Source organism: Enteroscipio rubneri, from assembly GCF_002899715.1.
Taxonomy (GTDB): Bacteria; Actinomycetota; Coriobacteriia; order Coriobacteriales; family Eggerthellaceae; genus Enteroscipio; species Enteroscipio rubneri.
In genome coordinates, this window is record NZ_PPEK01000012.1 from 1 (window position 1) to 15597 (window position 15597).

Annotated in this window: 12 protein-coding genes; all 12 read left to right on the top strand. The window is 63.6% G+C overall.

The annotated features are described in order from the left end of the window. A partial coding sequence (locus C2L71_RS09245; RefSeq protein ID WP_420841322.1) for an Lhr family helicase occupies positions 1 to 847 on the top strand: 847 nt, incomplete at its 5' end. A 345-nt stretch (positions 848 to 1192) separates the two neighbouring features. Further along, entirely contained in the window at positions 1193 to 2221 is a 1029-nt protein-coding gene (locus C2L71_RS09250; RefSeq protein ID WP_103265482.1) for a hypothetical protein, read from the top strand. Positions 2222 to 2402: 181 nt separating this feature from the next. Beyond that, on the top strand, positions 2403 to 3335 hold the full coding sequence (locus C2L71_RS09255) for an AEC family transporter (protein WP_103265483.1): 933 nt from the start codon (positions 2403 to 2405) through the stop codon (positions 3333 to 3335). Between the two features lie 187 nt (positions 3336 to 3522). Continuing rightward, positions 3523 to 4218, top strand: coding sequence for a tRNA threonylcarbamoyladenosine dehydratase (locus C2L71_RS09260; RefSeq protein WP_420841324.1), 696 nt, complete (start codon positions 3523 to 3525; stop codon positions 4216 to 4218). Continuing rightward, positions 4218 to 5018 carry a TatD family hydrolase gene (locus C2L71_RS09265; protein WP_103265484.1) on the top strand — a complete coding sequence of 267 codons (801 nt, stop codon included), beginning with the start codon at positions 4218 to 4220 and terminating at the stop codon, positions 5016 to 5018. Before C2L71_RS09260 ends, C2L71_RS09265 begins: the two co-directional genes overlap by 1 nt. 165 nt (positions 5019 to 5183) lie before the next feature. Beyond that, a complete protein-coding gene (locus C2L71_RS09270; RefSeq protein WP_103265485.1) occupies positions 5184 to 7262 on the top strand; it encodes a Na+/H+ antiporter in 2079 nt (692 codons plus the stop codon). Positions 7263 to 7277: 15 nt separating this feature from the next. After that, positions 7278 to 8114 (top strand): TrmH family RNA methyltransferase, encoded by an 837-nt coding sequence (locus C2L71_RS09275; protein ID WP_103265486.1) that lies wholly within the window; start codon positions 7278 to 7280, stop codon positions 8112 to 8114. 163 nt (positions 8115 to 8277) lie between these two features. Further along, the gene (locus C2L71_RS09280; RefSeq protein WP_103265487.1) at positions 8278 to 9189 is read left to right on the top strand and encodes a patatin-like phospholipase family protein; all 912 of its coding nucleotides are present in this window, start codon (positions 8278 to 8280) and stop codon (positions 9187 to 9189) included. Positions 9190 to 9333: 144 nt separating this feature from the next. Next, positions 9334 to 9906 carry a nitroreductase family protein gene (locus C2L71_RS09285; protein ID WP_157938961.1) on the top strand — a complete coding sequence of 191 codons (573 nt, stop codon included), beginning with the start codon at positions 9334 to 9336 and terminating at the stop codon, positions 9904 to 9906. A 362-nt stretch (positions 9907 to 10268) separates the two neighbouring features. Continuing rightward, positions 10269 to 10871, top strand: coding sequence for a bifunctional phosphoserine phosphatase/homoserine phosphotransferase ThrH (thrH, locus tag C2L71_RS09290; RefSeq protein ID WP_103265489.1), 603 nt, complete (start codon positions 10269 to 10271; stop codon positions 10869 to 10871). Positions 10872 to 11025: 154 nt separating this feature from the next. Then, positions 11026 to 12864, top strand: a complete 1839-nt coding sequence (locus C2L71_RS09295; protein ID WP_187143324.1) for an NAD(P)-binding protein — start codon at positions 11026 to 11028, stop codon at positions 12862 to 12864. Next, positions 12857 to 15568 carry a formate dehydrogenase subunit alpha gene (fdhF, locus tag C2L71_RS09300; RefSeq protein ID WP_103265491.1) on the top strand — a complete coding sequence of 904 codons (2712 nt, stop codon included), beginning with the start codon at positions 12857 to 12859 and terminating at the stop codon, positions 15566 to 15568. Before C2L71_RS09295 ends, fdhF begins: the two co-directional genes overlap by 8 nt. Positions 15569 to 15597: the final 29 nt, after the last annotated feature.

The following is a 15597-nucleotide window of genomic DNA, read 5'->3' on the forward strand; positions in this document are numbered from 1 at the left end:
ACCCGCGCCGAAGCGCCGTGCGAGCAGCCGGCGCTCGCGCTACCGCGGCGCCGCGTCGGGCGGGCTGCGGACCGAGGCCGCGGAGCGCGTCTCCGTGGTGGGTGTCGGCTCCGCAGGTGCGGCGCTCTCGGGCCGTTGGTCGCTGCTCGCGCCGTCGCCGGAGAACGACACCGTGCGCGCCGTGGCGCTGGTGGAGTCGATCCTCGACCGTTACGGCGTACTCGCGCGCGACGTGGCCCTGCTCTCCGGCGTACCCGGCGGCCTGGGCGCCCTCATGCCGGTGCTGCGGTCGATGGAGGACGCCGGCGACCTTCTGCGCGGCATGTTCGTAAAGGGCCTCGGCCCGGCGCAGTTCGCCGCCCGTGAGACGGTGGACCTGCTGCGCACCTATGCGGCCGACGGCGATGCGCGCGACGGCCGCTCTGGTGCCGAAGGATACGTGGTGCTGGCGGCCGACGACCCTGCATGTCTGTTCGGGGCCGGCCTGCCGTGGCCGCCTCTCTCGGGCGGCGATGCACCCTCCGCGGCGCGCCCCGCGCGCCGGTCGGGAAGCCTCGTGGCCATGCGCGCCGGCGTGCCGGTGCTGTACACCGCGGCGGGCCTGCGCTCCGTGCTGGCCTTCACCGCGGACGAGGCGGCGCTCGAAGAGGCCGCCCGCGCCATCGTCGCCCACGCGGCGCGTGCGGCGCGGCGCGACGGGGCGGAGGGCTCCCGCAAGAAGGTGGTGGTGGAGTCGTTCAACGGCCGGCCCGTGCTGGACACGCCGTTCGCCGACGTCCTCCAGCGGGCGGGCCTCGTCCGCCTGCCCGACGGCATGCGGCTCTACGTGGACCCGTTCGCACGATAGGGTGATTTCGGATCCGTGTTCGCAGGCGCTTCCTAGTCCGATCACGCGGAGAGAGACCGCCATCCGCAATCGTCGCCGTCGTGGTTGCGTTTCCCCTCATGCGCCCGCACCCTATGAAACGCTCGCGCCGGTCGTTTCCGACGGAGCTTGCCATCAGGGCAACCCCTTGGCTTTTCACGTGCGTCCAGCTTGCCCGATATGCACCGTTCGAACGCGGCGGCGGGTCGAATGCGCATTCTGTGATGTGCCGTTAACGATTGAATGGAGTACGCAGAGGCTACATCTTCGTACGGTATGTTCTGAGCGGCTACGGCTTCGGATGCGGGGCGAACAGGAGGTACCGATATGGCTCGAAACGCACGCGGTGACAAGGCTGAAAAGGCCGGCAAGGGCAAAAGCAGGCTGTTCGACGACCTGTCGATCGCGCAGGTTGCCGCCGGTGCGTTGGCGGCTGTCACCTCGATGCTGCTGGCCTCTCAAATTGGGATATACGGATCCGTGATCGGCGTGGGCGTGGGCTCCGTCGTGTCGGCGGTGGCCTCGCAGTTGTACAAGAAATTCCTGCAGGCCTCGGCCGAGAAAATTCAGGAGCTGAAACCGGGCGAGACCGGTCATCTGGGAGGATCGCGTTCAGGCGGCTCCGTTGCGGGCGGTGCTGCAAAAAGCGCATCCGACGAAGACGGGAAGTCTGCCGCCGACAACGGCTCGACGTCTTCCGCCAAGGAAGGCACAGTCGCATCCAGCCGCTCGTCGACGCAGAGATCCGAAGCCGCTGAGCTTGGCGTCGATGTCGAGGTTCGACGCGCTCGAGCGCGGAGAGCGCATAAGAAGAAGGTTCAGCGAGGCGTTGTCATCGTGGCTATCGTATCGGCGCTTCTGGCTGTGGGAGCTTCGGCGCTCATCGTGGACTTCGCCACGACGGGCCAAGGCGTCGGCGCAAAGCCAGCGCCGCTCGTTGGCGCGCAGTCGGACGATCGGGGGTCGTCAGGGCACGAGGCTTCTCAGGACGATTCGGCCGACGCGCGGGATTCCTCCGACAGCTCCAAGCAGGACGACTCGACTTCGGGCGATGCCGGATCGGGCGACTCCTCGTCGGGCACGTCGGGCGATTCGCAAAATTCGAGCGGTTCCCAAGACCAGGGATCGAACGGAGCTGACGGAGGATCCCAAGACGGCGGATCCGGCTCGGACTCGAGCGGACAGCCGAATGGGGGCTCGTCCGGGTCGGGTACGGACTCAAAGCCGGACTCCGGTTCCGATTCCGGTTCGGGATCCGACTCCGGTTCCTCATCGGGCGGCTCGTCCGGCTCGGGCTCCAAGCAGGAATCGCAAGCGGCCGTCGGATCCGACTTCGGCGGCAGCGCAGCTTCATAATGCCGAAGGTCCTCGGGTACGACGTTGCTCGAGAATAGGTCCCTATGGGCCTTCCGGATCTTAGGTAAGCCTCCTCGCTGCATCTTGACTTCGAGTGCGGTCCATGGAGTAGACTGGCATGCATGCCGTTAGCCGCATTGGGCGGGCGACGGCCGTGCATCGCTAACGCCGGGGGATTTCCATGACAGACCTGTCAACCGCCATCGAGCAGATGGTCATGCTCTTTCTTGTCGCGTGCGTCGGGTTCGGTTCGGCGAAGCTCGGCTATCTCGACAACCATACCAAGGAGCGGCTCAATAAGCTGCTGATGAATGTGACGCTTCCCTGCATGGTGATCGCCTCGGCGGAGGGCGCGGGCGCCGACGCTTCGGGCACCTTGATAGGCGGCGCTTTCATACTGGGGGCGGTGCTGTTCTTTACGCTGCTCCTTGTTGGCTTCGTCTGCAACCTCCTGTTGCGCGTCCCGCGCAAGGACCGCAGGCTGTACCTGTTTATGAGCGTCTGCTCGAACATGGGCTTCCTCGGTATTCCCGTGATCGCATCCGTATTCGGCGACGCCAGCATCATCCTGTCGAGCATCTTCGTCATGATGCAGGGCGTGTTCCTCTACAGCCTTGGCTTCATGCTGCTTTCGTCGGAGGAAGGCGGGGGAGAGAAGGTGTCCTGGTCGGCCATCATGAATCCCGCAATGGTGGCATGCATCCTCGCCATCGCGCTGTTCCTGGGCGGCGTCAAGCTGCCTTCGGTGATCCAGGGTACGTTCGATCTGGTGGGCGGCCTCACGACGCCTCTGGCTCTCATGCTCGTTGGCGTCATCATCTCCCAGGTGAACGTGAAGGCGGTGGTCTCCGAATGGCGCCTCTACCTCTACACGGCCGTCAAACAGCTAATCGTCCCCGCCGGGCTGTTCTTGGCGCTCAGGCTGGTTGTCGCATCCCCGTTGCTTGTCGGGGTGTTCGTGCTCATGATGGCTACGCCGGTGGGAACGCTTGTGCCCATGTGGGCAGAGCGGTTCGGTCGCGATCCGGTGCTTGCAGCGAAGGGTACCATCATCAGCACCGCGCTTTCGTTTGCGTTCATCCCCGCGCTCATCACCTTCATGGCGACGGTTTGACGACGAAGCGCGGAAACGTCGAAATCGCCACGATATGGCATGTGCGTGCTTTGCCGGATGTCATGCAGGTATAATGGCTTCCATGAACACGCGAGATGCCATTGGATTCGACGTCGCACCCAGCTTCGGGGGTGACAACTCGGTGTCCGACGACACCGAGACCGCCCTGTCGAAACTCGAGCTTATCATGGGATGCGAAGGGCTTGCGCGTCTCGCATCGTCTACCGTGATGGTGCTTGGTTTGGGCGGCGTGGGTTCGAACTGCGTCGAGGCGCTTGCACGCGGCGGGGTGGGGCGGCTGGTTGTCGTCGACCACGACGTGGTGCAGAAAAGCAATATCAATCGCCAGGCCATTGCCTTCCAAAGCACGATCGGGCGGAAGAAGACCGACGTGGTGCGTGCAATGGTGGCTGATATCAATCCGGACGCACAGGTCGAGGCGCTCGACGCATTCGTGCTCGCGGAAGACGTCCCCGCGCTCCTGGACGCATACGACGGTCGGGCGGATTACGTGATCGATGCCATCGATACGATCTCGACGAAGCTGTCAATCGCCGAATATGCGGATCGTGCGGGTATGCGGCTCATTAGCAGTATGGGAGCGGCGAACAAATTGCTTCCCGAATGCTTGAGAATCGCCGATGTCTACGATACGGTGAATTGCCCGCTGTGCCGCATCATGCGCAAGGAAGGCCGCAAGCGCGGCATCCGGCGGTTGCGCGTGCTGTATTCCTGCGAGCAGCCTGTTCGGGTGCCCGTCCGCGAGGGCGCGACGCGCAAGGAGCGCTCAAATTTAGGTACCGCCTCATACGTGCCGCCCATTATGGGGCAGATGATAGCCGGCGCGGTTCTCCGCGAACTGGCCGGGTTGGATCAGGCGTGATGGAGGCGACGGACCGAGCGTCGGCCTTGAACGCGCGAGAGGAGCCGGCGCCTCGTGCGGTGTTCGATATGCATTGCCATCTGGATTTCGCACCCGACGTGCATGAGGCGGGCGCTGATGCGCAGGAGCAGCTGGCGGGTGCGTTTTCGGTCACCGTGTCACCTGCCGGCTACGTGCGTGCCGCGCGCGAGCTCGACAGCTTCGAGCGCGTGCGCGTAGGCCTGGGGCTGCATCCCTGGTGGATTGCGGACGGGACGTGCGAGGACGAGGTGGCCCTGTTCGAGCGCCTGGCGCCCTGCGAGCGCTTCATCGGCGAGGTGGGACTCGACTTCGGGCGGGAGCATGCGGCGCGCCGCGAAGCGCAGCTCGCAACGTTCGATCGGGTGGTCTCAGCATGCGCGGATGGAGGGAAAGTTCTCTCGATCCACGCCGTGCGGGCAGCGGGTGCGACGCTCGATGTGCTCGAGCGTCGAAGCGCGCTGGCAGGGAACGTCTGCATTTTCCATCGGTTCGCGGGCACATCCGATGAGCTTCACCGTGCCGTGAGGTTGGGTTGTCGCTTCTCGATCAATCCGAAAATGCTGGCTTCGAAGCGCGGGCGCGCCTACGCGCGCTCGATCCCCGAGGATCTGCTGCTGCTTGAAACCGATGAACCATCGGGAGAGGGCGCCGCCTACGACGCGCATGCGGCCCGGCTGCGGCTCGAGAGCATGATCGACGAGCTTGCCGCACTCAGACGGGCACCGCGCTTCGAGCTGGCTGCACGCATTGCGCATAAGAGCGCCGAGCTGCTTTTGTAGGATGTTCCGCCGCAGATAGCAAGTTCGCTTCAACCGGCAGGCGATCTTGTGAGTCGCATGTGGTTTCGCCGGGCGGTCGGCCGCGCCGGTACAATACGGCGCGAAGGGTCTTGCGATCGTGGTCAAACGGGTTGAAAGAAGCGAAGCAAACGGAAGGGGCGACGCGTGGAACTGTTCGAACTCGTGCTTCTCCTTCTCGGCGCCGTGCTGGTTTCCGCCGTTCTCGATGAGATCATACCCCGCGTCTCGCTTCCCCTTGTGCAGATAGCCATTGGCGCGGCCGTCGCGGTGGCGTGGGCGGAACCGCTCGATGTGCAGGTCGATCCCGAATTGTTCCTGGTGCTGTTCATCGCGCCGCTGCTATTCGACGAATCGCGCCGCGCCGACAAGCGCGCGTTGTGGGACAACAGAGGGGCCATTGTCTCGCTGGCCGTGGGCCTCGTGCTGCTCACCGTGCTCGTGGTGGGCTTCGTCCTGCACTGGATTAAGCCTTCCATTCCCTTGACAGCGGCTTTCGCGCTGGGAGCGGCTCTCGGACCGACCGACGCTGTGGCGGTCATGTCGCTTTCGAAGGATATCCGGCTGAGCAAGCGGCAAAAGACGCTGCTGTCGGGCGAGGCGCTCATCAATGACGCTTCGGGTGTCGTTTCGTTCCAGTTTGCGATAGCCGCTGCGGCAACGGGCGCGTTCTCGCTGGTGGAAGCTAGCGCGTCGTTTGCGTTCTCGTTCTTCGGCGGTATTATTCTGGGCTTGACCCTCGGTCTGGCCGCTGAGATCGTGCTTCGCGCCCTGCGCAGTCGCGGTCTGGAAAGCACGACACTTCACGTCGTGTTCGAGGTTTGCATGCCGTTCTTCGTGTTCTTGACCGCCGAGCATCTCGGAGTGAGTGGGATCCTTGCGGTCGTTGCGGCCGGGTTGCTCATGGCCTTCTTCCCGCGCAAGACAACCTCGGACTCTTCGCGCATCAAGATCGTCTCCTCAAGCGTGTGGGACGTGCTCGTGTTCGTCATCAATGGCGTGGTGTTCGTGCTTCTGGGTATGGAGCTGGCCCTTCTCGTCTCGCCGACCTGGGACCGCAGCGGTATGAGCCGGTCGATGCTTGTCGGATGCGTCATGCTGGTCACGCTGCTCGTGGTGGGAGTGCGGTTTCTGTGGGTGCTCGGTATGGAGGCATGGCGCGCCAGAGCCAAGAGGGAGCGCACGGGCTTCGGCCTGACGAAGGCCGCCGTGAAAAGCCTGCTGGTCACGACGCTTGCGGGTCCGAAAGGCGCCGTAACCCTCTCTATTGCGTTCACGATCCCCTACTATCTTTCGACAGGCGTCGCGTTTCCTCATCGCAATGACCTTATTTTTCTGGCGTCGGGCGTGATCGTGTGCACGCTTTTGCTGGCGAACTTCGTTGTGCCCCTGCTAGCTCCGAAGGAGGATTCCGCCGAAGAGGACGATGCGGCGGATCGTGCGGCGGAAGTCGCCATACTTCGCAACGTAATAGCGGAACTGACGAGGGAGCGCGATTCGAAGTCGGATGCGGCACTGCGTGTCGTTGCGAAAGGTTACGAGGAGCGCATCGCGCGCATCGTAGAGAGCGATGTGGCGCCGGAGCGTCTTCTTCAGCTGCGCCGTGAGGTGGTCGAGCGCCAGCGGGCCTACGTGCAGCAGGCCGGCGAACGTGGAGACTTCGCCCGGGAGGCTTGCGATTGCTACAGCGAGCGCCTTGATCGTATGGCCGAGATGCTCGGAGGGCGCCGGCCAGAGCGGCATGCGCAGAAGTACCTGAAGCGACGGGCTTTTTTGCGCGTTCGCGACGCGCTGAAAGGGGCGCTAGGATCTTCGGGGGAAACCGTTGCTGCCGAGGCTGTCGAACGGTACCGCATCGCGGTCGGCGCGGAGCGCTGCGCGGTCGAGTATCTGGCATCTCTTGGGAACCAGGCCGATGCCGACGAAGCGATGGCTGTCAGGTACCTTTTGGGCGAACATCATGCGGCGCTTCGCACGCTTGAGACGCGCGATGCCGAGGAACTGGGCACGCTGGCGGCGTCGGTCGCCGACCTTCAGAGCATGGCCGGGTTGCGGAAGCCGTCTCAGGGGCAGAGGACGCGCATCGTTGAATTGGAGGCAGAGGCGCTCAGGCTCGAGCTTGAGCAGATCCAGAGCATGAAGGAGCAGGACCGTCTCTCCCGCGACCGCGCTCGCGCGCTGCGCGAGGAGGTTTACCTGCTGCAGATGGGCCTTGGAATCGAGTAGGGAGTGTGATCGCACATGGCGATCATTCGAATCGACAATCTTGACGATCCGCGCCTCGCGCCGTATTCAGGCGCTGCCGATGCGCAGCTACGCTTGAGCCCGAGCGCTCCGAACGGTCTGTTCATTGCGGAGTCACGCAAAGTTGCCGAGCGGGCTCTCGATGCGGGCGTTTCTCCTCGCTCGCTGTTCATGGAGGAGCGCTGGCTTGCTCAGAGCATGCCGCTCGTCGAGCGTCTGACGGCTGCTGATCCGTCATTTCCGGTACTCGTCGCCACGCGCGAGCAGTTCCACGCGCTCACGGGCTACGAGGTGACGCGCGGGGCCCTGGCTGCGTTCGAGCGGCCCGCGCTTCCCCGCGTCGAGAAGGTGCTTGCAGGAGCGCGACGGGTGGCAGTGCTCGAGGATATCGTAAACTATACCAATATCGGCGCCGTCTTCCGCTCGGCGGCGGCGCTCGGCATCGACGCGGTGCTCGTCACGCCATCCTGCCACGATCCGCTTTACCGTCGTGCTGCGCGGGTGTCGATGGGGACGGTATTCCAGGTGCCGTGGACGCGCATCGGCAGCGAGCGCGACTGGGCTGCCGAAGGTGTACCGCTGCTTCATGAGCTGGGATTCGAGACCGCCGCGCTCGCGCTTTCCGATGATGCGATACCGTTGCACGACAAACGCCTGCGCTCATGCGACAGGCTGGCCCTTGTTTTGGGAACGGAGGGCGACGGGCTGTCGGCGTCCACTATCATGCGATGCGATATGACCGTCAAGATCCCCATGGACCATGGGGTGGACTCCCTCAATGTAGCAGCCGCCAGCGCCGTGGCGTTCTGGGAGTTGAGGACCCAGAACCGCTGATCTTTTCCTGGATCGCGCGAATTGGCGTGTCCGGGTGTTCTTCTCCGGCGTGTTGTCCAAGCGGAAGAAACGGTGCTGCAACGATCGCGCTTCGACTCCTCGTCGTGCCAACGGATGGCCGTATAGTCCGAAGCGGCGTACCGTCGGGAGAAAGGAGGCGGGCATGGCTTCGGACGAGGCCTGCGAAGAACGCGAAAAGCCGGTGAGCACCGTGCACGGCGTGGCGCTTGTATTTGAAGGCGGCGGCATGCGCAACTCCTATTCGGCGGGGGCGGTGTCCGTCTTGCTGGAAAACAAGCTGTACTTCGATGATGTGTACGGTCTTTCGGCTGGGGCGACGAACGCGATCGACTACGTCTCGCGCGACGTCCGCCGCGCGGAGGCTTCATTCACAAGGTGTTTGGACGACCTCGCATTCCGCCGCTGGCTCGAACCGCTCGTGCACGCGGACGGACTCGATGCGGAGCTGCACGGGCATCGGCGCGCACGGGCGGCATGCTCGTTGCCGTTCGATTTCGCGACGTTTTCAGCCAACCCCGCGCACTTGACGCTGCAATCCATTGATCGCGACTCGGGCGCGACCACGTACTTCACGCGCCGCGATTTCCCGACCGAGCGAATGCTTATGGAGCGAGTGCGCGCTTCGGCCAGCTACCCCATCATCATGTCCCCGACTGTGATCGATGGGCGCGCGCAGTACGACGGCGGCATCGGCGCCGGCGGCGGCATCATGCTGCCACGCGCGATGGACGACGGCCTGCGCCGCTTCTTCGTGGTGTGCACGCGCCCGCGCGGGTTCCGCAAAAAGGAGCGGCCTCGGCGCCTCTACGATGCATTCTTCTGGCGCCGCCCGCGCATGAGGGCAGCGCTCGATTCGTGGAGCCAGCGCTATAATGCAGAGCTGGACTACCTGGCCAAGCTGGAAGCCGAGGGGCGCGCCTATGCATTCTACGCGAACGAGCAAGGCGTAGCGAACACCGAGCGCGACGAGGCGAAGTTGGCGGCCAATTACGAGCGGGGCCGCCGCCAGGCGCAGGCGGAACTCGGCGCATGGATGAGCTTTCTGAACCGATGAAGCTCGCTGTTTCTGCGGCGTCGCGCTCTGGGGCTGGCGGGAGGGCCGTCGGGGTGGTATGTTGAAATGAGGCCTGCGGCGTTGGAACGCGGCATTTCATCGCTGGGCGCGGGGCGTTTCAGCGAAAGAACGAAGGAGGCTTCAATGGAGTTGATGGATGCCATCAAGGGGAGAAGGAGCATAAGGAAGTTCACCGGCGAACCCGTTGCACGGGAAACGATCGAGCATCTGCTCGAGGCCGCAACCTGGGCTCCTTCGGGGCAGAACCTGCAACCGTGGTACTTCGTGGCGCTCACGCAAAAAGAGGATCTTGCGTTCGTGTTCTCTGAGCTTGGGACAACGGCGTTCTCTCATCGCAAAGAGCTTGAGGCGCGTTTCAAGAACAACCCTGAGATCGTCGAGGAGACGATGGAGTTCGTGAGCGCGATGGGCGGTGCTTCGACGATCGTTCTCGCGTTCCTTCATAAGCCCTACAGCGAGGATCTGCTGCCCAGCTGCATCGAAAGCGTGGCAGCTGCCATGGAGAACCTGTGCCTAGCAGCCTATGAGCAAGGCCTCGGTTCGTGCTGGGTCGAGGTGGTCTGCCGGGCGGGAGACGCCTTGCATGAGCGGTTCGCGCCGGACAAGGGCAAGCTCGTCGGCGGGATCGTGCTGGGATACCCGGACATGGAGGCGCGTCCGATCAAGCGCAAGGAAGGCCGCTACGAGATCAGATAGGCGGCGGACGCCGTTTGCGGCTGCAACGGACTGCGTGCCTTCAGATTGCCCCTCCAAGCCGGTGCTTCGCGGATCGCATGGCGTCGGCTGCGTCGATCCGTTTTCCGACGAGGGCGACCGAGTGGCGGCAAACGGCGGATGCTGTGTGTGACGCCGTCGAAAAATGGACTATCCTATGCGCGCGATCGCGATGCTTACGCGAACGGCGGGTTTCTGCCTGCGGCTGCGCTGCAGGCGGGTTTTACACCTATCCGCATCCCGATCCCGATTGAACGAGCGGCCCCGTAGTCGGTGCGCGGCTCTACCAAGTTGCAGACGAAGGCCGGAGCCCGCGTTGACGCGGCCGGACGAAAGGAGCTTTGATGTATCTGACCTGCCTCGATCTGGAGGGCGTGCTCGTTCCCGAAATCTGGATCGCGTTCGCCGAGGCCACCGGCATCCCGGAGCTTGAGCGCACCACGCGCGACGAACCTGACTACGACAAGCTCATGGGCTTTCGTCTGAACGTTCTGAGCGAGCACGGCCTCGGGCTAAAGGAGATTCAGGAGACTATTGCGAAGATCGATCCGCTTCCTGGGGCGCGAGAGTTTCTCGATGAGCTGCGGGCATTCACCCAAGTGATCATCATCAGCGATACGTTCACCCAGTTCGCAAGTCCTCTTATGGAGAAGCTCGGCTGGCCGACCATCTTCTGCAACGAGCTGGCCATGACGCCGGAAGGCGAGATCGCCGGTTTCAGGATGCGCTGCAAGGACTCCAAACTTACCACCGTGCGAGCTCTGCAGTCGTGCGGGTTCGACACCATTGCGGCGGGCGACAGCTTCAATGATCTCGGCATGATACAAGCGAGCAAGGCGGGATTCCTGTTCAAGAGCACCGACGCTATCAAGGCCGACCATCCGGAGCTGCCTGCTTACGAGGAGTACGCCGAACTGCTCGATGCCATCAAGCGGGCGCACGCATAAGCGCCTGTCACCGCGCGTCAGCCTCTCGTCTTTCATCGGTTTCGTTTGACGGCGAAGGCGGGGTGCGGATGCGCTAAAATGAGACGCTTGAGGCAATGAAACGGCGTTTGTAGGACGGCCAGGAACGCCGTCCTGCATCGACATGGGGGAAACGTTGGCAAAACTATCGATTGCGTCCAAGGTCGAAGATGATGCACTGCTGGGCGCGTTCCTCGAACGGCATGGGCGCCGTATCGCGGCGATGCCGCCGGGCATCTGCCCGGTGGCGGCCCAGCTTTCACTTCTGCAGGCCGCCGCTGCCCAGACCTGCGGGAAGTGCGTGCCCTGCCGAGACGGGCTGCCGCGCCTCGTGGCAATGATCGAGCGGGTGGCGGCCTGTGAAGCAGGCGAGGACGAGCTTCGGGCGTGCCGGTCGCTCGCCGAGATGGTGCGCGACACCTCAGATTGCGCAATCGGCTACGAAGCTGCGCAGGCACTGCTCGAGGGCATGGATGCGTTTGCATCCGAGTACGAAAGCCACGTGCGGTCTCATGGTTGCCGCGAGGGCGTGAAGCAGTCGGTGCCGTGCGAGACGCTGTGTCCCGCACATGTCAACGTACCGGGCTATATCGCGCTTGTCGAAGCTGGCGACTATGCAGGTGCGGTCGGCATGGTGCGCAAGGACAATCCGTTCCCGACCGCCTGCGCTCTCGTGTGCGAGCATCCTTGCGAGGCGCACTGCCGCCGCACGCTCATCGATGCGCCTCTTAATATCCGCGGTATCAAGAAGTATGCGGTGGACCATGCGCCGGCTGACACGGTGCCCATTCCTGTCCATAGCGCGGACACGGCACGCACGGTTGCGATCATTGGCGGGGGGCCGAGCGGCCTAACCTGCGCGTACTTCCTTGCGCTCATGGGGCATCGGGTGACGGTATTCGAAGCCCGCAAGCAGCTTGGCGGCATGCTTCGCTACGGCATCCCTGCATATCGCTTTCCGCGCGAACGGCTTGACGAGGACATTCGAGGGATTCTGTCTGCCGGATCCATTACGGCTCGGTGCGAGTGCCCCGTCGGCTTGCATGAAATGGGCGAGATCGCGGAAACCTACGATGCGGTGTATATCGCCATCGGCGCGCAAACGGGCAAGACGCTGCGCATGGATCATGCCGATGCCGCGGGCGTCATGTCGGCCGTCGACCTGCTTGGGCGGATCGGGGACGGTGATTACCCCGATTTCTCCGGAAAGCGCGTGGTTGTGGTCGGCGGCGGCAACGTGGCTATGGACTGCGCGCGCACATCGGTACGCGCGGGGGCCGCGGAGGTGACCGTCGTGTACCGGCGCCGCAAGGAGGACATGACGGCACTTTCGGCTGAGATCGAAAGTGCCATCGCAGAGGGCGTTGAGATGATTGTGCTCCAAGCTCCCGTCGGTATTGAGACTGATGAGGCTGGGCGCTGCGCTGCGCTTATCACCCAGCCGCAGATGATCGGTCCGGTGCGCGGAGGCCGACCTGCGCCGATTGCGGCCGACAAGCCGCAGGACAGGGTAGAGGCGGACGTCGTGCTGATCGCCGTCGGCCAGGATATCCAAGCCGCGCCGTTCGAAGAATACGGCCTGGAGACCAATCGGGGCTGCTTTGTGGTCGACGAGTATCTGGCGGTCACAGGGCGGGATAATGTATTCGCAGGAGGCGACTGTCAGACGGGCCCCGCAACGGCTATCAAGGCCATCGCCGCGGGAAGGGTCGTGGCGCGAAACATCGATGAATACCTAGGCTACCATCATACGCTTCGCTCGGATATCCCGGTACCGCAGGCGCACGAGAATGATCGTACGCCCAGGGGTCGTGTGGAGATTACGGAGAGGCCCGCGCGTGTTCGCAGGAACGATTTCGACCATGTGGAAAACGGCATGAGCCGCGAGGAGGTCGAGCAGGAGTGCGGGCGCTGCCTGCGGTGCGATCGGTTCGGCTTCGGCGTTTCGGAAGGGGGCAGGCAGCAATATGCCTAGCATCAAGATCGACGGGACCGTCTTCGAGGCGGCGGAGGGTGCTACGATTCTGGAGGCTGCGCAGCAAGCCGGCATCCGTATTCCCACGCTCTGCTACTTGAAGGATGCGAACGCTATCGCCTCCTGTCGCGTGTGCGTGGTCGAGGTGGAAGGGCAGGAGCATCCCGTTCCCGCGTGTGCGACCGCTGTGCGCGACGGCATGAGCGTGACAACCGATTCGCTGAAGATTCGAGCGTACCGGCAGGTTGCGCTGGATCTCATCATCTCCGATCATGGATTGGATTCGACGCGCTACTGCTTCTCGTGCGATAAGAACGGCGCGTGCGAGCTGCAGGCGCTCTGTCGCGAGTACGGCGTGCTCGAACCGACGTATCGGCAAGCCAAAGAGCACAAGCCGATTCTGGATGCCAATCCGTTCCTATCCTTCGACCCGAACCTGTGCATCGTCTGCCAGCGGTGCGTGGGTGCATGCAACGCGACCGCGCGCAATCACACGCTTGCTACTGGCAAGCGCGGTGTGCGAACCGTCATCGAGGCGCCATTCGGCGAAGACTGGTTGGCGACGGGCTGTGAATCGTGCGGCAATTGTGCTCAGGCGTGTCCGACGGGGGCTATCGCGGTCAAGCGTCGCGGCGGGTACCGCTCATGGGAGACCGAGCGCGTGCGCACCACGTGCCCCCACTGCGGCGTGGGCTGCCAGCTCGATCTCGTGGTGAAGGATGGCCGAGTCGTGGATGCCGAGGGTGCGCCCGGTCCGTCGAATCAGGGGCTTCTGTGCGTCAAGGGCCGTTCGGCTAGCTTCGACTTCGTGGATGCACCCGACCGCATTCGAACGCCGCTTGTGAAGAATTCCGCAACCGGGGAGTTTGAATCTGCGACCTGGGACGAAGCCCTTGATCTCGTAGCTGCGCGCTTTGCGGAGATACGAGATGCGCAGGGCGGCGGCGCGCTTGCGGCCTTCGCGTGCTCGCGCGCCACGAACGAGGACATCTACCTGTTCCAGAAGATGGCACGGACGGTGTTCAGAACGAACAACGTCGACTGCTGCGCGCGTGTTTGACACGCTCCCACGGTCGCCGGTCTGGCGACCATGCTTGGTTCGGGAGCGATGACGAACTCCATCGAGGACGTTACGCGCGAGGCGGACGTCATCATGCTCGTGGGATCGAACCCCGAGGAGGCACATCCAGTCGCGGGCATGCAGATCCGCGCCGCGGTCGAGCGCGGATGCCGTCTCATCGTCGCAGATCCGCGTAGCATCGGGCTTGCGGCGCATGCCGATATCCATCTCAAGCTGCGGCCGGGCACGAATGTGGCGTTCGCGAACGGCATCGTGAACGTGCTCATCCGCGAGGGACTGTACGACGAGCGTTTCGTGCACGAGCGCACCGAGGGCTTCGAGATTCTGTCTGCGACTGTGCGCGACTATACGCCCGCGCGCGTTGCCGAGATATGTGGCATCGATCAGCGCGATCTCGTGTCAGCCGCGAAGCTGTATGCGGCTGCCGATGCGGCTGCCATCGTCTATTGCCTGGGCGTGACCGAGCACTCAACGGGCACCGACGGCGTCATGGCGCTGTCGAATATCGCCATGGTTACGGGAAACCTGGGACGTCGGGGCGGCGGCGTGAATCCGCTGCGCGGGCAGAACAACGTGCAAGGCGCCTGCGACATGGGTGCCGGTCCGGACGATCTGCCTGGTTATCAGAAGGTGGCCGATCCTGAAGTGGTACGGCGATTCGAGAAGGCGTGGGGCACCGAACTGTCGCGCGAAAAGGGCGTGAAGGCGACCGAATGCTTTCCGGCGATGATCGAAGGCGATATCAAAGGCCTGTTCCTGTTCGGCGAGGATCCTGTGCGCACTGATCCCGATACGACTCATGTGATCCGCGCGCTCGAGGCACTCGAGTTCTTCGTAGTGGACGATCTGTTTATGACCGAGACGGCGAAGTATGCCGACGTCATCTTGCCGGGGCGCAGCTATGCAGAGAAGGAAGGAACGTTCACGAACACCGAACGGCGCGTGCAGCGCGTGCGCAAGGCCGTGGACGTCGCAGGCGATACTCGCCTCGATACCGATATATTCATTGAAATCATGAACCGTATGGGCTACGATCAGCCGCGCTTGACCGCCTCCGAGGTTATGGATGAGATCGCGGCGGTCACCCCCACGTACGGCGGCATGAGCCACGCGCGTCTCGACGGGGAGGAAGTGGCCGGCCGTGGCCTGCAATGGCCGTGCCCGAGCGCAGACCATCCGGGGACGCCCATCTTGCATATGGGCGAGTTCGCCCAAGGCCTGGGCGCGTTCTCCACGCCCGATTACCAACCCTCAGCCGAACTCCCTGACGAGGAGTACCCCTTCGTTCTCATGACGGGCCGTGTACTGTACCAGTACAACGCCTGCGCGATGACGGGGAGAACCGAGGGTTTGAGCGAGCTTGCGGGAAGTTCGTTTATCGAGCTGAACGAGCGCGATGCTGCCGTTCTCAACGTGTCTGACGGCGATCGCGTGCGCGTCTCGTCGCGGCGCGGTGAGCTTGAGACCACGGCTCGGGTGTCGGACAAAACGAATCCTGGTGAGACGTGGATGCCGTTTCACTTCCAAGACGCCAACAGCAACTGGCTGACCAATGCCGCGCTTGACCGTGTGTCGAAAGCGCCGGAGTATAAGGTCTGCGCCGTACGCGTGGAGAAGGCATAAGAAGGGGCCGCACGATCGGCGACCCCTTC

Coding starts and splice junctions, on each gene's coding strand:
- C2L71_RS09280 (WP_103265487.1), top strand. CDS start 8,278: ATGGCTTCGGACGAGGCCTGCGAAGAACGCGAAAAGCCGGTGAGCACC.
- C2L71_RS09255 (WP_103265483.1), top strand. CDS start 2,403: ATGACAGACCTGTCAACCGCCATCGAGCAGATGGTCATGCTCTTTCTT.
- C2L71_RS09275 (WP_103265486.1), top strand. CDS start 7,278: ATGGCGATCATTCGAATCGACAATCTTGACGATCCGCGCCTCGCGCCG.
- C2L71_RS09250 (WP_103265482.1), top strand. CDS start 1,193: ATGGCTCGAAACGCACGCGGTGACAAGGCTGAAAAGGCCGGCAAGGGC.
- C2L71_RS09285 (WP_157938961.1), top strand. CDS start 9,334: ATGGAGTTGATGGATGCCATCAAGGGGAGAAGGAGCATAAGGAAGTTC.
- thrH (WP_103265489.1), top strand. CDS start 10,269: ATGTATCTGACCTGCCTCGATCTGGAGGGCGTGCTCGTTCCCGAAATC.
- C2L71_RS09265 (WP_103265484.1), top strand. CDS start 4,218: ATGGAGGCGACGGACCGAGCGTCGGCCTTGAACGCGCGAGAGGAGCCG.
- C2L71_RS09260 (WP_420841324.1), top strand. CDS start 3,523: ATGGGATGCGAAGGGCTTGCGCGTCTCGCATCGTCTACCGTGATGGTG.